Annotated in this window: 13 protein-coding genes; 4 read left to right on the top strand and 9 right to left on the bottom strand. The window is 63.7% G+C overall.

All coding sequences use genetic code 11. The features are described from left to right. The 4 genes from LGH83_RS10840 to LGH83_RS10825 all read right to left on the bottom strand — a co-directional run bounded on the left by LGH83_RS10840 (position 1) and on the right by LGH83_RS10825 (position 6,362). A complete protein-coding gene (locus LGH83_RS10840) occupies positions 1-1,944 on the bottom strand; it encodes a glycoside hydrolase family 15 protein (RefSeq protein WP_227398699.1) in 1,944 nt (647 codons plus the stop codon). 124 nt (positions 1,945-2,068) lie between these two features. Next, positions 2,069-3,619, bottom strand: a complete 1,551-nt coding sequence (locus LGH83_RS10835; protein WP_227398698.1) for a GMC family oxidoreductase — start codon at positions 3,617-3,619, stop codon at positions 2,069-2,071. Beyond that, complete coding sequence (locus LGH83_RS10830) at positions 3,616-5,040, bottom strand: alpha/beta hydrolase (protein ID WP_227398697.1); 1,425 nt, start codon at positions 5,038-5,040, stop codon at positions 3,616-3,618. The genes LGH83_RS10835 and LGH83_RS10830 overlap by 4 nt, the downstream gene beginning before the upstream one ends. Before the next feature lie 215 nt (positions 5,041-5,255). Continuing rightward, complete coding sequence (locus LGH83_RS10825; RefSeq protein ID WP_227398696.1) at positions 5,256-6,362, bottom strand: aldo/keto reductase; 1,107 nt, start codon at positions 6,360-6,362, stop codon at positions 5,256-5,258. An 81-nt stretch (positions 6,363-6,443) separates the two neighbouring features. On the opposite strand from LGH83_RS10825, the gene LGH83_RS10820 reads away from it, so the two are divergent. Together LGH83_RS10820 and LGH83_RS10815 are read left to right on the top strand one after the other, a co-directional pair. Continuing rightward, positions 6,444-7,064, top strand: coding sequence for a TetR/AcrR family transcriptional regulator (locus tag LGH83_RS10820; protein WP_227398695.1), 621 nt, complete (start codon positions 6,444-6,446; stop codon positions 7,062-7,064). A 240-nt stretch (positions 7,065-7,304) separates the two neighbouring features. Then, positions 7,305-7,457 carry a hypothetical protein gene (locus tag LGH83_RS10815; protein WP_227398694.1) on the top strand — a complete coding sequence of 51 codons (153 nt, stop codon included), beginning with the start codon at positions 7,305-7,307 and terminating at the stop codon, positions 7,455-7,457. Between the two features lie 116 nt (positions 7,458-7,573). Here LGH83_RS10815 and LGH83_RS10810 read toward each other — a convergent pair whose 3' ends face one another. The 3 genes from LGH83_RS10810 to LGH83_RS10800 are packed head-to-tail and all read right to left on the bottom strand — an operon-like array spanning position 7,574 to position 11,923. Beyond that, on the bottom strand, positions 7,574-8,557 hold the full coding sequence (locus LGH83_RS10810) for an HlyD family secretion protein (RefSeq protein WP_227398693.1): 984 nt from the start codon (positions 8,555-8,557) through the stop codon (positions 7,574-7,576). Next, complete coding sequence (locus LGH83_RS10805; RefSeq protein WP_227398692.1) at positions 8,547-10,910, bottom strand: ABC transporter permease; 2,364 nt, start codon at positions 10,908-10,910, stop codon at positions 8,547-8,549. Before LGH83_RS10805 ends, LGH83_RS10810 begins: the two co-directional genes overlap by 11 nt. Further along, on the bottom strand, positions 10,907-11,923 hold the full coding sequence (locus tag LGH83_RS10800) for an HlyD family secretion protein (RefSeq protein WP_227398691.1): 1,017 nt from the start codon (positions 11,921-11,923) through the stop codon (positions 10,907-10,909). The genes LGH83_RS10805 and LGH83_RS10800 overlap by 4 nt, the downstream gene beginning before the upstream one ends. 405 nt (positions 11,924-12,328) lie before the next feature. Between LGH83_RS10800 and LGH83_RS10795 the strand changes: the two genes are divergently transcribed. Beyond that, positions 12,329-13,303, top strand: coding sequence for a LysR family transcriptional regulator (locus LGH83_RS10795; RefSeq protein ID WP_227398690.1), 975 nt, complete (start codon positions 12,329-12,331; stop codon positions 13,301-13,303). A 322-nt stretch (positions 13,304-13,625) separates the two neighbouring features. After that, entirely contained in the window at positions 13,626-14,498 is an 873-nt protein-coding gene (locus LGH83_RS10790) for an FkbM family methyltransferase (protein WP_227398689.1), read from the top strand. A gap of 133 nt (positions 14,499-14,631) precedes the next feature. Here the strand turns inward: LGH83_RS10790 and LGH83_RS10785 are convergent, their stop codons facing one another. Both LGH83_RS10785 and LGH83_RS10780 read right to left on the bottom strand, forming a co-directional pair. After that, a complete protein-coding gene (locus LGH83_RS10785; RefSeq protein WP_227398688.1) occupies positions 14,632-16,854 on the bottom strand; it encodes a xanthine dehydrogenase family protein molybdopterin-binding subunit in 2,223 nt (740 codons plus the stop codon). Continuing rightward, the gene (locus tag LGH83_RS10780; RefSeq protein ID WP_227398687.1) at positions 16,854-17,894 is read right to left on the bottom strand and encodes an FAD binding domain-containing protein; all 1,041 of its coding nucleotides are present in this window, start codon (positions 17,892-17,894) and stop codon (positions 16,854-16,856) included. Before LGH83_RS10780 ends, LGH83_RS10785 begins: the two co-directional genes overlap by 1 nt. Position 17,895 lies beyond the last annotated feature (1 nt).

Raw genomic sequence — 17,895 nt, 5'->3', positions numbered from 1 at the left:
TTACTTCTCCACGGCTCGGACTTGCTCAACACTTGCTGGGCGCCCTGGTTTCAAGGGTGCGGCATCGCGGTCGTTCAACGACACGGCCGCATGGATCAGGGAAAGGTGGCTCAGGCCCTGCGGGATGTTGCCGATGAAATTGCCGGTCTTCACATCCAGCATCTCGCTCATGATGCCGACGCTGGCCGGAAGCGCCGCAAGGGCTTGGTCCATCAAAGCGCGGGCTTCATCCCTCCGCCCCAGCGTCGCATAGGCTTCCACCAGCCAGAACGTGCAGGCCACAAAGCAACTTTCTTCGGCCTCGGCGCCGGAATAGCGGTAGAGCCAAGGACTTTGTTGTCCGAGCCAGGGCGTGTGGCTTAAGTCGCGGCGGATCGCGTCCAGCGTTGTGGACAAGCGCTCGGCGTTCGGAAATCCGAACCGAACCGCAAGAGCAATCGATGCATCGAGCCGCTCGCTGCCAGCAAAGAACGTATAGGCGGCCTTTTTCGATGACCAGCAATGGTCGTCGACCCAGGTGGCAATCCTGTCGCGTTCACGCGACCATCGTGGTGCGGATGTCGACGGCAGATGCCCCTTCTCGGCCAGTTCGACGGCTCGAGCCAAAGCTTGCCACGCACTGATCTTCGACATCGTGTAGTGCTGCAACTCCTGCAGCTCCCACAGACCGGAATCCTTGATCCGCCATCGCTCCGCACAATCATCGGCCAGTTCCGACAACACGAAGGCACTATGCTGATCGAGGATGTTGCCGCCAGCGACGAATTGCGAGGCGGCCTCGAAGATATCGCCATAGATGCCGTGCTGGTGCTGCTCGGACGCGATGTTGCCCACCACCACAGGTTGGGAGCCGCGGTAGCCGGGGATGTCGAGATGCCGGACGGGAGGTACCGACCCGCCATCGAGCCGATAGCAGACCTTGGCACCGGTTTCGCCAAGCCGGTGGATCAGCCATTGAAATGCGGCCTGGCTTTCGGGCAGCACGCCGAGGCGCAGAAACGCGTTCAGCGTATATCCTGCATCGCGCACCCAGGCATATCGATAGTCCCAGTTTTTCTCACCACCGACCCGTTCGGGCAGGGACGTCGTGGCGGCTGCCGCGATGGCGCCGGTCGGCGAAAACAGCAGAAGTTTCAGCGCCAGCGCGCTGCGGCGGACTGCTTCGCGGTAGGGGCCCTCATAGTGGAGGCCTTCGGCCCATTCGCGCCAGGCGCCGTGGCTCACCTCGATGCGGCGATCGATATCGGCCAAGGGCGGGACGGCGAGCGGCTGGTCTTCGCCGGCGATCACGGCAATGAGGGCTCGTTCGCCTTCGTGCAGCGTCCCCTCTGCGACGATGGTTCTGTCCTGCTCCTCGATGATGCGAAGATTGTCGGTCGTGCGGAACAGGCCGAGCACGGGTCCAACGTGGAAAATGCAGCCATTCGCGTTGGGTTGTAGCCACGGCGATACCGTGTCGCCGCGCGTGCCGAAGACGAGGCTGGCGCGCATCGTCACGGTGCCGGAGACGACCTCGATCCGTCTGGCAAGCTCGCACCAGGGCAGTCGTCCGGCCAAGGTGCTGTTCAAGGACTCGGTCAGCCGGACAACACCACGGGCTGTCGTGAAGGTCGTCTCCATGACGTTGCTGTCCCGACGATAATGGCGCGCGCTTTCGAACCGTTCCGTCGGGGCGACGGTGAAGTGCCCCCCGGCAAGGGGATCGAGAAGCGCATCGAGCAAAGGCGCCGAATCGATGTTCGGCACGCACCACCAGGTGATGGCCCCATTGGGTGCGACGATCGAAATCGACCGTCCATCGCCCAGTGCCGCATAGTCTTGCAAGTCGAAGGCTTGCCGTTCCTGGCTCGGCGACAGGTCGGCGAGCGTCAGGGTTGCGTGATCTTGCCCCGTGTTTTGGATGTCGCGCGATCCGTCGCGTCGCCCGTCGTCATCTCGTTTCATGATCGATCTTTCGGATTGACGAGGCAGGCCTTCAGCCATTGAGCACACAGTTAAGCCCGCGTGCCGCATTGGCTTCGCCGTCGGCGGACGAGTTGGCCGCCAAGCGCGGCAACTTTCGTGTGTGTTAGGGCTTGCGGCTCAGAAAGGCGTCTGCCGTTCTCAAGCTCAAGGCCATGATGGTCAGCGCCGGATTGGCCGCGAGCGAGGTTGGAAAAATCGAATTGTCACAGATCCACAGGTTCGGGACATCGAAGCTGCGGCCGAACGGGTCGCAAACGGCCTCGTCTCCGCTCCGGCCCATGCGGCACGTGCCGATGGTGTGGGCGGACCGTTGTGCCGAGAAGACATTCCGCGCGCCCGCCGCCTCCCAAACGCGCGTCATCATCGCGGTCGCGTGTCGATCCATGGCTGTTTCATTCGCCCCATAGCCGAAGGTGATCCGGGCTTTTGGCACCCCGATCGCATCCACCTCATCCGACAGATCGAGGCGGTTGTCGGGGTGGGGGAGGCATTCGCCATTGATGCCGATCCCAGCCACGTGATTGTAGCGGTCGATCGTGTCGACCAGCCGTTGACCCCACAAGCCGCAACCGCGAACCAGTAGATTGGCCCAGGTCATCGGCATGGAACCGAGGCTCTGGACGAGGTAGCCGCCGGCAAAGTCGGCATCGGCGGGGCGCATGAAATCTTCGGTGATGAGCGAGGACGGATAACCCTTGTTGGGCCGTGTTTCCTGCTCGAATGTTCCCCACACTTGCGTGGCGACATGCGCCATGTAGTTGCGGCCGACCTGACCGGACGAGTTCGCCACGTCGAGATGCAACAAGAGACGCGGCGTTTCGATCGCGCCGGCACAAAGCAACACCGCCGCGCATCGCTGGCGACGGTCGATCCCGTCCTTGCGATAAACGACGGCGGTGACTCGGCCCTCCGCGTCGCGCTCAATCCCATGCGCGGTGCTGTCAGGCCGGATCTCGGCGCCCGCCAGCACGGCACGCGGCAGATAGGTCACGTCCATGCTGGTTTTGGCGCCATTGAAGCAACCCTGGTGGCACGCGCCGCAATTGACGCAGGCGTTACGGGGCGTCGCGCCCGGCATGCGATAAGGCTGCGAGACGACGGCAGCGGGCGCATCCGCGGTGCGATAGCCCAACGCCTCGCAACCCCGTGCCATGATGGCGGCGGGTGCATTGCGCGGAACGGGCGGCAGCGGATACCGGCGCCCGGCATCCCACGGGTAGGGTGTCGGCCCCGAAACCCCGATGAACGCCTCCACCGCCTCATAATAGGGCCGCAACTCGTCGAGCGTCAGCGGCCAATCCGCGCCGACGCCGCTCTCGCGTCGGAGGGTGAGGTCGCGCGCATCCGCGCGCGGCACGAAAGCGCCCCAATGCAGCGTCGATCCGCCCACCCCGATGCCGCTGTTGTTGCCGCCAAAGGCCTCCGGCATCGGCCCCCCGCTGAGCCGCTCGCCGGTCCAGTAAAGATCGCTGGCTGCGGTCTCGTCAGGCGTGAATGTGTTTGGGTCACGATTGTGACCCGCCTCCAAGGCGACGACACGCAGGCCCGCTTCCGCCAGCTTGGCCAGCAGGGGCGCGCCGCCGGCACCGGTTCCAATCACCACGGCGTCGACCACATCCGCGTCGGCGTAGCTCTTCATCGCATGGAGGTTCATGGCTGCGTCTTCGCCTTGGAAAGAGGTTCCCACGGCTCGCGTTCACCGAGGCCGACATGGACGAAACCGGCGGGCCCCGCGCCATCGCCCCGATTGGCGATGCCGCTGTAGCCAAGACGGTCCTGAGTCGCCGGGTGGGCGACATACATCTGGGTGGCGGCCGCGCAGAGATCCTCGAACCAGCGCTTCATCTGCTGCGGAGACAGACTTGTCTCAGGACCCGTCGTGCCTGACCGAGCATTTGCAATGTCGCCCAGCAAAGTGTCTCGCTGCTTGGGAGACAGCGCGGCGAAGCCCCCTCGGTCCAACGAGCAGGCCGCGTGGTCGAGGATCCGCAGCCCACGACGAAGCGCCTCGGCATCCGCAGGCAGGTCGGCGAACCGCCAACCGTCCCCTGAAGCGGTCGCCATCGCGTCGATCATGCGTGCCGCAAGATCGATCTGCCGCTCGCCCTGTTGCGGGACCACCCGCTCGACGACCAGCCGAAGCAGCGCCATCGCTGGGGCGTCCAACACGTCCGGATGGGGCGCAACGGTCTCGAGCCGGTCGAGCAGGACCTGCCGCGTTCGCTCGTTCACGCGCGGCGACCGGATGAGAGCGCGATACTGCGCGTCGGGACGGGGTTCCCCATGAGGCTGGGACGCCAGAACGTCTAGGATGCAATCAGCAACCGCATCGGGGCATTCGAGCGGCAGCAGATGGCCTGCCCTCGGCAGCACCGTCATCTGAACGGCGCGGAAATGGGGCACCATCATGGTGGTCTGCGCGTCGGCGCCGAGCCCCTCGTCCGTCTCGCCAGCAAGGATCAGGGCCGGCGTATCCAGCGTTCCAATGCGGGCAGACCAGTCTTCGCGACTGCCGTCCTCGAGCCAGGCCAACCAAGCGGCGTGTCGCGTTCGCAGGACATCGGCGATGGCTCCATCCTGGAGCGTATCAGGTAGAGCATCGCCGACATTGGCTTTGATGTACCGGACCGCATCGGCCCGATTTTCAGCTTCGTTGCCGCGGAACCAGCCTAACATCTCCTGCCGTTTCGCATCGTCCATCGGCTCCGGTCCGGGCGGCGAGCCCGCCATGAGAACGAGGTGCGAGAGGCCCGCGAGCCCCGCGGCGCCATCCTCGGACATCCGCGCGATCGCGCATGCCACTTTGCCGCCCATACTATGCCCGGCGAGCATCCATCGACCGGGCGCGTGCTCTCGAATGCGGCCCGCCACATAAGCGGCCATGGCGTCGACCGTGTAGCCGGAAACGTCGGCGGCATCGCCGAACCCCGGAAGGTCGATGGGGATCACGTTCACACGGCCAGCCAAACGATGAACCAACGGCTGCCATTCGCGCGCACTGCCGCCCAGAAAATGCAACGCGAACATCGTGAGGGTATCGGGCTTCTGGTCGGAGATCTCCGATCGGCCTGCCATGATGTCTCCGGATAAGGGAAAGTGATGCGAAAGCAGCCCGACGCCGCCGCGGCTTGCGGAGGGCACAACGCGGAGACCGCCTCGGAGTTCGCTGTGGCGTTGTCGCACGCGAGCGGTCACGCGCATCGACGCGATGATGCGGGTTGCTGCCCCCGCATGTGCGTGGGCAGCGTGTTTCCTCAGGTCACGGGGCCGCCGACATCGCTATCTCGGCCTTAGTCCCGCGACGCGACTGCGCTGCCTCCAAAGACGACATGCTGCCGCCCCGACGGCGTGAATAGACCATAGATCATGGGCGCCTCGGGTTTGCTGGCGGCGTCGAGAATGGCGATCTGGTCGATCGGGAGCCGAAGCTCCGTGGCGGCGATGTTGTCGTGTAATTGCGACACCCGACTCACGCCCATCAGCGCCGTATCGACGCCCGTCCGCGACAGAACCCAAGCCAGCGCCACGCGCGCCGGGGTTTCGCCCATCGTCTCCGCCACGCCGCGCAGAGCCTCGACGATGCGCCAGTTCCGGTCGGTGAACAGCGTGTCGCCAAACGGGTTTGCCCCGTCGAGCCGCTTGTCGCCGTCCGGCCGCACCGCGCCAGTGCCGGCGTCGCTCGGGAGGCCCGATGCACGCGGCGCGCTCGCTTCCACCGTCGCGCGATCATATTTGCCGGTCAGCAGACCGTAGGCAAGCGGGCTCCACGGCATCAGTCCCATCCCCATGTCGCGCGCGAGCGGCAGTTGTTCCGCCTCAATCTCGCGGCTGACCAACGAATAGAAATATTGCAGGGCAATCGGTCCGGGCAGGCCGCGTACCGAGGCTAGGGTCGCGACCTTGGCGACATACCACGCGGGCGCGTTGGACATGCCCCAATAGCGGATCTTACCGGCCCGAACGAGGGCCGCCATCGTCTCCAGCAATTCCTCGGCCGGCGTCACCGAGTCCCAGACATGGACCCAGTAGAGATCGATGTAGTCGGTCCTCAGCCGGCGCAGCGAACCCTCTAGGGCAGCATAGACATGTTTGGCGCCGTTGCCGCCCATATGAGGACCCTTTCCGGCAGCGAAACCGGATTTGGTCGCGACCACGAGATTGTCGCGAAGGCGGCGATCCGCGATCATGTCGCCCAGCATCTCTTCGCTTCGACCGCCCGCATAGACGTCCGCGGTGTCGACCATGTTGCCGCCCGCCTCGATATAGGCATCGAACACCGCCGCGGCGGCCGGTCGATCCATGCCCCAGCGTGCAACCCCGAACGTCATCGTTCCCAGCGAGAGCGGGCTGACGATCAAGCCGGAACGACCCAAAGTCCGATACTGAGCAAGCGACATTATTATCTGTTCCATAGTGGACACTATGGAACAATCCGTACAGCATGGCCGAGCGCAGTCAACCGTTATATATCGATCACTATGGAACAGCATAAACCGCAGCCGAGCCGCCGCATCGGCCGGCCCCTCTCGTTTGATCGTGATGCGGCCTTGGCCGTGGCGATGCGGCTCTTCTGGCAGCATGGCTTCGAGGCGACCTCGACGGCGGAGCTCACCAAAGCCATGGGGATTTCGCCGCCGAGCCTCTACACGGCATTCGGCGACAAGCGGGGCTTATTCCGAGAGGCTGTCGATCTCTATCTGGGTGGGATCGACACCACCATCCGGACCATCGACGAGGCCTCAAACGCTTATGCGGCCGCGCATGATCTGCTGACCGCCGCCGCCATCGGCGACACCAGGGATCAGACCCCGGCGGGGTGCCTACTCGCCAGTTCGATCGTGACCGCATCGACCGGTGCTGCCGACATTCGCGAGGAATTGGCGGTGCTCCGGCGCAGCATCGAAACGGCGCTGCGGACGCGGATCGAGCGCGATATAAAAGACGGCCTCATGCCGGCCACATGTGATGCCGAAGCGCTGGCAGGCCACATCATGGCGGTGGTTCAGGGCATGTCGACGCTTGCGAAGGACGGCGCCGGTCGCGACAAGCTGCTCCGAATCGTGGAAGCCGCCCTGAAGGGTTGGCCGACGCCCGTCTAGCGCCCGTTAGCCAAGCGATGCATGTCGCTCGTTCGCGCGAATGGGCGTCATCCAACCCATGGCTCGATGACTTTGTTCATCTTAGCTCAGAGGGCAGGTTGATTGTGACAATCATATAACAGACGGTCGGAAACCGGACTTAATGGAGAACACGATCTTATGTCGTTTACGCATCCCCTCGCTCGAAATGCAAAGGTTTGGCCCACAAGCGGAGTATACGGCCAGAGCCGGCGCCTTTTGGTGATCGTTACGACCCTCGATCTCGATCCCGAGAGCAAGAAGCACAAGACCGATAAGGTCGGACGTTTATCGGATGCTGCGAAAGAGTGGCTGTCGTTCAACCAGAACGAGGCAGACGATTTCATCATGATCAACCGCGCCAAAGACTGGTAAAGCCCGGCTGCGTCGGCGCTTCTCGAGATAATGGCCGACACGCGTTTTAGCGTCGAATAAGACCTCGACGCGCAACGTCGATGTGCGTTGCACGCCTTAAAAGCGGGTCGCGCCCGTCAGCTGCCCGGAAGCCAAACGGTCATTCCGGGCTCCAGCGGCGGATTGCTGGTCCCGACCGGCTCGAGCCGCAGCCCGAAGCTGTTGAGATCGTGATCTCCGACCGCGCGGGCCGCCCGCCACGTGGCAAATTCTCCGAGCGGCTTCAGCTCCGTCACGCGAGCATCGACCTGGCGTCCGTCGGCGGTCGCCAGAGCCAACCGGTGTCCGATCGTCGATCCGCGCAGCATGTCCTCGCGCAGCGTGAACGCGAACCAGGGCTCCCCATCGACCACCATCGTCATGACGGGTTTGCCGGGAGCCATGATCTCGCCGATCTCGGCGACTTGAACGCCGATCATGCCATCGGCCGGCGCCCGCAACGTCACCTTGTCGAGCCGGGCTTGAAGATCGTCGAGAGCCGCATGGGATAGCGCGACTTTGGCAATAGCCAAGGCGCGCTCCTGGTCCACGGGTCCGGCTTTCGCGGCTGCATATTGGTTCTTTTTGACATCGACATCGGCCTGCGCTTTTGCGAGCGACGCCATACTCTCGTCGAGTTTCTGCCGGCTGAGGAAGCTGTTCGACGAGAGCGTCACGGCACGGACGTTCTGTTGCTGCGCCAGAAGCAGATTGGCCTCTGCGGTCGCAAGCGCCTGAGCCAGAATGGCGACTTGCTCGGGACGCGTGCCCGACAGCACCCGCGCTCGATCGGCCTCTGCGCTTGCGGCTGCGGCGCGGGCCTCGCCAACCGCCGCCACGAGATCGGGGTTGTCGATCACGGCCACCACGTCGCCGCGATGGACGTGTTGACCCGGCGCGACAGCGATGGAGCCCAGCCGCCCCGAGACTTCGGGCGCGATGCGGATTTCGGTCTGGCGCACCATGCCGGGGATCGCTCGTGCCACCGGGGGCTGTCGTTTGGACCAGGCGAATGTCGCGGCCGCGATCCCGGCCACGACGACGAGCCCCACAAGCACGACGCGCGACGGCTTAGTGGTCATCGATCAGGCTCCCTGCTGTTGCGAGCCGTGCGCTTGCGACGGCGAGGAGCGCGTAGACGCCCGTCAGGATCCAAAGGGTCATCCACTCGCGCGATACATCGGCGACGCTGGCGCCCATTTGATTAATCCGCACCAAGGCATCGATGCCGGACGTGCTGGGGAAGATGACGCTCATCGTCTTGAGGAGCGGCGGAATGGCTTCGACCGGCCACGCGACACCCACGAGAAAGAACAACGGCAAGCTGATGGCGATCAGCAGGAGAACCGCTGTTTCGCGCCGCTTGGCCCAGGCCCCCGCAAACTGACCGAGGAAGCTCACCGACAGCAGGAACGGGATGAGCACGATGGACAGATCGACCACGTGTTCGGTTGCCGAGAAGCCATAGATCCGTGGCAGCACAACGAGATACAGCGCGCATCCGGGCAAGGTCAGCATCATATGAGCGAGGCCCTGGCCCAAAACGGCCGCGACCGCGCCGCGGCGGCGCCGTTCGCGCGGGCCACCCGTCTCGAACGCGACGCCGCCGAGGGTGGCCGACCCAAGCAGCAGGGTTTGTTGCAGGATCAGCACGAAGGCGGCCGGGACGATGTAGCTGCCGTAACCGCCGGTGGGATTGAACAAGGGCTGGTTGAGGATCTCGACAGGTGAGCTTTGCGACAAGGACGCTCTGTAGAGACTGCCATCGGGTCGCGCGCCGCGAGAGATGACGTCCGCCGTCACGGACCCGACGGATTCGACGATGCCCTGCAATGTCCGGCTATAGAGGAGAAAATAAGCCGAATCGACGAAAGCCGGCAGCCGCGCCTTGTTGCCTTTCAGAACCTCGCGTTCGGTGCCGGCCGGAATATCGACGATGCCGAAGACCTCGCGTCGGGCCAATGCCATTTGGGCTGCGGCAAGCGTGGCCGGCCGGATCGCGACCTCGAGCGCCTCATCCGCATTCAGCGTCTGCACGATGGTCCGACTGAGAGGCGTGGAATCGTCGTCGACCACCGCGATGGGGACGCCGCGAATGAGTTCGCCGAGATAGGGCTGCGGATAGAGGACGCCGTAGAGCAGCGGTCCCAGCACCATCAGGCCGAAGGCTCCACGGTCGCGGAGCACGCGGCCGTATTCGCTCGCGAAGGCATGGACGATGCCCAGACGCCCGCGGCTGTGGGGCGGGGGAGACGGTGCCGGCTCGGGCAGCGGGTTCCGGGCGATTGCGCGGAGCCGAAGCCATGCGAGACAAAAGAAGGCTGTCGCCAAGCCGCCGAGAAACATGAACGGCCGGGCCGAATCCGCGACGGGCACGCCGCGCGCGGCCTGATCGAAGAGGATCTGGATATACCACCGGAGCGGCAGCATCGCGCCCCAGGCCTGACCGAAGGCGTTCATGGCCAAAACCGGAAAGCCGACCCCGGCAAAGCCGAAGGCAGGCGAACAGACGATGCCGGTCAGCGTCAGTCCGTTGGCAAGATTGCGGGTCAGTACCTGAAACAGCGCCCCCATCGACAGATAGGCGACGATCAGCAAGCAGGCTGCGGCGCCGACCAGGATGGGGTCGCCTCGAAACGGTACCTGATAGAGGCCGTGAATGATGCCGAGCCCAATCGTCATTTGAACAGCGAAGATGCCGCAATACGGCAAAAGCTTTCCCACAAGCGCAGCCAGTGGCGTTCCCCCGACATCGAGCCAATCGCGAAGATCGCGGCGCCGAAACTCCGATCCGATGGCGTAGCCGCCCGTGATGGCCATGACGACGTGAAGCACGGTCGGCAGAATGGCGCGAAGCAGAAACTGGACATAGTTGAAGGCGGGATTGGTCAGGACATATTGCTCGACCACGAGCGGTCCGGGGCTGGTCGTCTTGGAGTGAGGGAACGTCGGCAAGGCCGCGACGGCTGCCGCCAACGCCGCTTGCAAAGAGCTGGATGCCGCGTTGCCCGGCGTGAAATACTGCTTGTTGTAGAAGATGACGACCTGCGGGCGGCGTCCCGCCGTCATGTCCCGCTCAAGATCCTGGGGAATATAGACCGTCGCGATCGCGGCGCCGGATCTGACGGCGTGCATGGCCCCGCTGAGATCCGACGAGCGCTGGGCGACGCTCACGCCGGGGGCGCCGTTGATGGCCTGGACCAGCGTGAGGGAGGTTGGTGTCTGGTCCTGATCGACGATGTCGACCCGGAGGTCGCGGATGACGGCGTCGCTGAAGGTTGCGGCAAGAAGCGCGAACGCCATCAACGGGATCCACAGGACCAGCAGCATGGCCACGGTGTCGTGCCTGATCCAGCGCACCTCCCGCGCCGCGGCCGCAACGACGCCGGGCCGGGCGGGCATCGGGTCCGCCACGCTGCCCGGCCGAGCGATCAACGGGACGCGCTCCATGCCGCATAGGCGCTCATGCCAGGACGGAGGTCGGCAATCGGAGCCGTCGGGTAGGCTCGAACCTCAAATGTTCGAAGATCGAAGTCGCCGGTGGCCCGGGTGGCCCGCCAACCGGCATATTCACCCCGGGTCGCAATGGTGCGGATCGCCACGGTGATCTGCCGATCTCCGAGGGCCGGGATCTTGACGTCGAAGCGATCGCCGATCTTCAAGCCCTTGATGAGATCTTCGCGCAGGTCGAACCGGAGCCAGACATCGCTCAAATCAATGAGGGAGAGGAGCGGGACCCCAGGTGAGACGTATTCGCCGCGTTCCGCGCCGATTTGATAGACCTGCGATGCGATCGGCGCCGTCACGGTCATCTCGTCGACTTGCGCCTGTAGTGTCGCGAGCGCGGCGTCGGCCTTGGCGACGCTGGCTCGGGCAACCCCGCGTTCCTCGGGCGTGTAACCGGCCACCGCCTCGTCATAAGCGAATTTCGCCTGTTGGACGGCTCGTTGCGAGACATCGAGGCTCGCCGTCGCTTCGTCGAGTTTCTGGATCGGGGCGAAGTCGCGCTGGGTGAGTTGCTGCGTGCGGCCAAACGTTTGCTGATTGAGTTTGGCGTCGGCTTCCGCGGCCGCGAGAGCCGCCTTCCTGGCCGCCACGACTTCGGCCCGTGTGCCGACCAGAATGCGGGCGAGGTCGGCGCTCGCGACAGCCTTGGCGGATTGTGCCTCGCGAAGCTTGGCCAGCAACTCCGGATTGTCGATCGCGACGAGAAGCTGCCCCGCCGTAACGGTGTCGCCGCGTTCGACCGGCCGTTGACCGACGCGACCATCGACACGCGCCGCGATGTCGATCCGGGTTGCGTCGGCTTCGCCCTGGACCAGCAGGGGCTGCGGTTGAACGAGATACCAGAGCGAGAGCCCGACGATCGTGGCGACAGCGAGCGTGACGATCAGGGCTGCCGCAAGCGGCGGTTTCTGCCTTGGGCCGAGGCTTGATGGCGGCGACATGGGCGCCATCCTCGTCTCCGGTGTCTCGAGGCTCACGCTGGCAATCCTACAAGAGAGGCTTGTTGCTGCCGGCACACCCTGACGATGAGATAGGCCGCAGACGGTTCTTTTCCCCACAGGACAAGGCTGACGATCATCCGTCCGCAGCCTCCCTCACGATCGCCTTGATCCATCATGATCTCGTGACTTGCTGTGATCGAGAGAAAGGATCGCGCAGAGATCTGCATCGATGTGATCTTCTACTAGCATCGTTGCCGGCGGCCATAAAGTTGTGAAATTGATTCATGGTCGACATGACCAATCGTCATCATGCTTCAAATCTAAAATCACCGAGCGGAAGATTGACCTCACGACCGATCGTCGTGGCATAGGTGTGGGGTCTGCTGCACAACCGAACGGCGTCGCATGTCCGTCCAGAAGATCGACCTCAACCTGTTCCGCGTCTTCGATGCCGTGATGCGCCACCGCAGTGTCAGCGATGCGGGGCGGGAACTCGGCGTGAGTGCGTCGGCTGTCAGTCATGCGCTGGCTCGGCTTCGGCTGGCGCTGGGCGATGATCTGTTCGTCTCTGGCACGGCCGGAATGGAACCGACCGCACGGGCGCTCGACCTGTTGCCCAGCATCAGCGATGGCTTGGGGCGGTTCGCTGCGGCTGTCGCCGACGCGCCCTTCACCCCCACTGAGACGACCCGAACGTTCCGGATCGCCGCCACCGATTATGCCGCCGTCACGGTGCTTCCAAGCCTGGTCGGCCGCTTGGCCTCGATCGCTCCGGACGCGAACCTCCGCATCGTGCCCTCGAACCGCGTCGACGTCGTTCAATTGCTCGACAGCGGCCGGGTCGATCTCGTCCTCGGCTGGTTCGGTGAACTGCCCGATCGCATCAATCGCTCGACGATCCTGATCGAACACGAAGCGATCGTGGTCCGCGCTGGTCACCCGCTGACAGCCGAAAACGTGACGATGGCGCGCGTGTTCGCCTTCCCGCATATCGTCGTCGAATTGACCGGGACCGAGGACCAGGCCGTCGACGGCTTCCTCGACGAGCGAGGGGTTGCGCGGCGCGTCTGGATCGAGCGGATCCTGATCGAGCGGGAAAGCCAGGGTCCGGTCGCCCGCGTCGCGGTTTCGGTTCCGCATTATGCCGCCGTGCCGCCCATGCTGGCCGTGACCGATATGGTCGCGACCCTGCCGCGCCGCCTCGCGCTCCAGGCCGTGCGACAAGGTTTACTCGTCGTGCTCGACCTGCCTCACGAACCGCTTGCCGTTTCGGTCGAGTCGATCCGCCACCAACGCTCGAGCAGCGACGCGGGCCTGTTGTGGCTCGAGACGACGATGCGCGACATGATGCAAGAACCGGCGGTTAAGACCCTGCGGTGAAGACCCTGCGGTGAAAGATCTGGCGGTGAAAGACCCGGCGGATCTCGCATCGAAGTCGCCGCACCGATCTTACGGCGCTTGATTGGCCCGCGCAGCAGCGTCTTGTGCTTCAGCCTGCGAGCGCCGCCAGGGCTAGCAACGCGAAATCAGCCGCGCTAGACCACGCCGATGCAGAGGACGCGCACCGCACATCGCTGGCTCGAACGGCGTAAGACAAGCCTTTCTCCGAGGCGGACCGTTGCGGCGATCGGCGTACGGTCGGGCCGGACTATTCGTCGCGCTTAGGCGTCGTACACGCTCCCAAGATGAGAGATATTCAGCAATGCGGCGAAACATCATCGCGACCGTGTCGTTCGGACCGATCAGGTTCAGAATGGAAATGTTCGAGAATGATTGGGGCCCCGAAGATCCGATTTTGAACGATGCTCTCAACGCGTCTTTTGATGAAAATGTCTCGCTTGCCTGGTGGATGTATTTCGCGAGGACTGCAGCGGATCCGGGTGTTTTCATCGATGTCGGAGCGTATTCCGGGCTTTATTCGCTGATCATTCCCAAGGTGAGACAAGATCACAGAGTTGTGGCCATGGAGCCATCGTCGATTACCTACGGACGACTTGTCAGAAATCTACAGCTCAATATTCTCGATCCCGATATTCTGGCCGCGAACATTGCCGCTTGGAACACGGACGAGCAGATTACGTTCAAGCATCCATTCGGCATTTATACGATGTGTCCGGGCGAAAGCGCTCTCGGCTTCGCGAAAGTCGATCATACCGTGTCGGCCCGGGCGATCCCGTTGGATAGCCTGGTGTCGCAGCGAAGCGACCTGAAAGACTATGTCGATTCAGCCTCGTACGACTTCATGCCGGCCCGCAATGTCATTGCGGTCAAGATCGATGTCGAAGGCGTCGAGCCGCGCGTGATACAGGGCGCTATGACGCTTATCGAGCAGCATCGTCCCTTCATCATCTGCGAGGCTTTGAACGAACCGGCCAAACAGGCGCTTCGCGCGCTGTTGTTGCCCTTGCGCTATAGCGTGATCGACGTCGACAACGAGCTCAACCTCATCTTCATACCGACCGAGAAGTTTGAGGCTAGTCGGTCTGGCTTTGCGGATTGGTCCGCGACCCTGCCGACGCCCCTGGTGTTGACGGCTCAGCCTGAGATGTGCATGCGGGTGGACCCGCTCCCGTAGAAAGCGCTTCGTTGGGTGCCTCGGACATCGGCAAAGGCTGCCCGGACGGTCGAGCAGGCCCATGTTCAAATCCGCGCCGAGATGATCTGCGACGTCGGTCTTGCTTGACGATGCTAACCCGTCCCGATCGAACCTATGCCCCGGCCACCAGCGTATCGATCCGAAGCGGCAAATCGCGGACGCGCTGCCCCGTTGCATGGAACACCGCGTTAGCAACCGCGGCCGAGGTGCCCACGATGCCAATCTCGCCAATGCCCTTGATGCCGAGCGGATTGATCGCGCTATCTTCTTCCGGCACCATGATGACCTGAACGTCGATCACATCGGCATTCACCGGCACCAGATAATCGGCGAGATTGGTGTTCAGGTAGCGAGCCGCATTGGTGTCGATCTCCGTCTGCTCGTGGAGGGCTGAGCCGATCCCCCAGATCATGCCGCCCATATACTGGCTGTGGGCCGTCCGCGTGTTCATGATGTGGCCCGACGCAAAGGCTCCCACGATGCGTGGCACGCGGATTTCCCGTGTGCGTGCATGGACCCGTACCTCGACAAACTGCGCCCCGAAGGCAAACTGGATGCGATCGGCCAGCTTCGCGCCGCCCGTCGGCTGCGCCGCGCCCCGATAGAGCATCTGTACGGCGCCCTTGGGTGCGCCATGCGGTGTCCACTCGGCATATTCCTGCAAGGACCCCATGCCGCGATCCTTCAGGGCTGCGACGAGATCGGTGACCGGTGTCGGCCCATCGCTCAGTTTCGCGCGGATCGCGTCGCATGCTTGCGCCACGACCGAGCAGACGCTCGCGGTCGAGATCGAGCCACCTGCCACGGGCGCCGGAGGCAGAATGGTGTCGCCGAGCAGGACCGATATCTTCTCATACGGCAAACCGAGCCGTTCGGCCGCCGTCTGGGCCACAACGGTGTAGATGCCGTTCCCGATCTCATGGCTTGCGGTTTCGACACGTGCGGTCCCATCCGGAAACAGGCTGACGCGGGCGGTCGCCGCAGCCATTTGGGTCGGATAAGCAGAGGTCGCGCAGCCATAGCCGATCAACCAATCGCCATCTCGCATCGAACCGGGCTGCGGCGTCCGTTTTGACCAGCCGAACGCTTCAGCGGCCTGATCGAAGCAGGGCATTAAGGTCCGGCTCGTGTAGGGAAGCCCCTTGATCGGCTCATGTTGCGTATCGTTGATCCGGCGCAATTCGACCGGATCCATCTTCAACGCCACGGCGAGTTCGTCCATTGCGCTTTCGAGTGCGAAGAAATAAGGCGTCTCGGCCGGTGCACGCATGAAGCCGGGTGTCGATCGGTCCGCCCGCACGATCGTGACGTTGCTGGCGATGTTGGGGCAGGCATACATGCGGGTCGAGGCATCCGTCCCGGCCACCGCGTAAGGATCATGCCGCGACGTGACCTCGAAGCCATCATGGCTGAGCGCCTGCAACTTTCCATCACGGTCGGCGCCGAGCTTGATCCGATGCTTGGTTTCGGCCCGATAAGTCGCGATCGTAAATCCCTGATCCCGCGTCGCGACGAGCTTGACCGGACGGCCGAGCTTTCGCGCCGCAATCGCGACGATCGCCGTGCGCTGTGTCAAACCGCCCTTCGACCCGAATGCGCCACCGATATAGGGGCTGATGACCCGAACCTGACTGGCATCGATACCGAGTTGTGCCGCAAGGCCGTTTTTGATTCCGTAGACATTCTGGCTCGGTTCATGGACCGTCAGTTGCGAACCGTTCCAGGAGCATTGGGTCGCGAAAAGCTCGATCGGATTGTGATGCTGGGTCGGGGTCGAATAGGCGACGTCGACCGTGACCGGCGCGGCCGCATAAGCGGTCGCGAAATCTCCGACTTTTGGGTCATCGTGCTTCTTGTTCTGGCTCGCCAGCTCCTGGTCGACCGCGCCCTTCGAGTCGAAAGTGGAGGAGGGCGGGGCAATCTCATAAGTCACGACGACGCGATGGGCGGCATCGCGCGCGACCTCGTAGCTGTTGGCCAGCACCATGGCGATCGTCTGGCCGCCATAGGCGATTTCGGCCGAGGCGAGCGGCACCACCGTATTCGACGCCGGACCGCCATCGGTGAAGAATTTTACGGGCTTGATGGCGTCGCCGATCGTCTCGTGGGTCAGAATATCGAGCACGCCCGGTAGGGCGAGGGCGGCCTTGAGATCGAAGGACGCGATGCGTCCTTTGGCGATCGTGCTACTGACGAGATAGGCGTGAGCGACGTCGGGCAGACCGACATCGGACGCGTAGAGCGCCGACCCCGTGACTTTGGCGCGGGCGTCATAGCGCGGGACGGGTTGGCCCATATTGGCCTTCGGGGCGGGTGCTGCTGCATCGACCATCATCAACCCTCCAGCGTCGCGGCTTGAAGCAGCGCGCGCACCACGGTCTTCTGACCGAGCGCAACTTTGTAGGCATTATGCTCCCGCGGGGCCGCGCCCGCAAAAGCGATTCTGGCCGCATTGGTTGCGGCATTCTCATCGAGGGGCTTGCCGATCAACGCGGCTTCGGCCTCCTTGGCGCGCCACGGCACCGTCGCCACGCCACCAAGCGCGATGCGGGCATGCCGAACCACACCCTGATCGAGATCCAAAGCGACAGCCGCTGACGCCAGCGCATATTCGTAGGACTGACGGTCACGGATCTTCAGATAAAGTGATCGTCGGGTCCAGGGACCAGCCGGAACCGACAAGCCTGTGATCAAGTCGCCGGGCGCCAAGGTCGTTTCCACATTCGGTGTCGATCCCGGCTCGCGATGGAGCCCGCTGAACGCGATCGTCCGGCTGCCCTTCGGACCGACGATATCGACCGTCGCATCGAGCGCGATCAGGGCCTGGGCAAAATCGCCATGGTAGGTCGCGATACAATCCGGACTGGTGCCAAGGATCGCGTTCTGACGGTTCACCCCTTGCAGCGCGGCGCAACCCGAACCCGGATCACGCTTGTTGCACGCCGTCCACGACGGATCGCGAAAATAGTTACAACGGGTGCGCTGCAACACATTGCCGCCGAGCGTCGCCATATTCCGAAGCTGGGCGCTTGCCGCAAGCGTCAGGCTTTGGGCGAGGACCGGATAAGCCTTGATGATGGCGGGGTGGTCCGCCGCGGCCGACATCTTGACCAGGGCTCCAAGCTTCAAGCCTGCTTCGGTCACCTCGATAGCGAAATGGCTTTGATCCAGACCGGTGATGTCGACGACCCGCGCCGGTTGCATCACGTCGAGCTTCATCAGATCGAGCAGGGTGGTGCCGCCAGCGATATATTCGGCTGGAAAACGGCCCTGGACAAGCGCGCCGGCCAGATCCGCTTCGGCCGCTTTCGGAGCGCGATAGGCTTGGGTCGCAGCATCGGTCGAGGTCGCGCGAGCGTAGGTGAAGGGGCGCATG

This window comes from Lichenihabitans sp. PAMC28606, from assembly GCF_020616535.1.
In the GTDB taxonomy this organism is placed as follows: domain Bacteria; phylum Pseudomonadota; class Alphaproteobacteria; order Rhizobiales; family Beijerinckiaceae; genus Lichenihabitans; species Lichenihabitans psoromatis.
Note: the sequence above shows the minus strand (reverse complement) of the source record. Positions and strands in the feature narration are given on the sequence as shown.

Bases quoted from the DNA above. Each gene is read 5' to 3' on its own strand.
- LGH83_RS10835 (WP_227398698.1), bottom strand. From the start codon at position 3,619: ATGAACCTCCATGCGATGAAGAGCTACGCCGACGCGGATGTGGTCGAC.
- LGH83_RS10800 (WP_227398691.1), bottom strand. From the start codon at position 11,923: ATGTCGCCGCCATCAAGCCTCGGCCCAAGGCAGAAACCGCCGCTTGCG.
- LGH83_RS10840 (WP_227398699.1), bottom strand. From the start codon at position 1,944: ATGAAACGAGATGACGACGGGCGACGCGACGGATCGCGCGACATCCAA.
- LGH83_RS10830 (WP_227398697.1), bottom strand. From the start codon at position 5,040: ATGGCAGGCCGATCGGAGATCTCCGACCAGAAGCCCGATACCCTCACG.
- LGH83_RS10785 (WP_227398688.1), bottom strand. From the start codon at position 16,854: ATGATGGTCGATGCAGCAGCACCCGCCCCGAAGGCCAATATGGGCCAA.
- LGH83_RS10810 (WP_227398693.1), bottom strand. From the start codon at position 8,557: ATGACCACTAAGCCGTCGCGCGTCGTGCTTGTGGGGCTCGTCGTCGTG.
- LGH83_RS10825 (WP_227398696.1), bottom strand. From the start codon at position 6,362: ATGTCGCTTGCTCAGTATCGGACTTTGGGTCGTTCCGGCTTGATCGTC.
- LGH83_RS10820 (WP_227398695.1), top strand. From the start codon at position 6,444: ATGGAACAGCATAAACCGCAGCCGAGCCGCCGCATCGGCCGGCCCCTC.
- LGH83_RS10780 (WP_227398687.1), bottom strand. From the start codon at position 17,894: ATGCGCCCCTTCACCTACGCTCGCGCGACCTCGACCGATGCTGCGACC.
- LGH83_RS10795 (WP_227398690.1), top strand. From the start codon at position 12,329: ATGTCCGTCCAGAAGATCGACCTCAACCTGTTCCGCGTCTTCGATGCC.
- LGH83_RS10790 (WP_227398689.1), top strand. From the start codon at position 13,626: ATGCGGCGAAACATCATCGCGACCGTGTCGTTCGGACCGATCAGGTTC.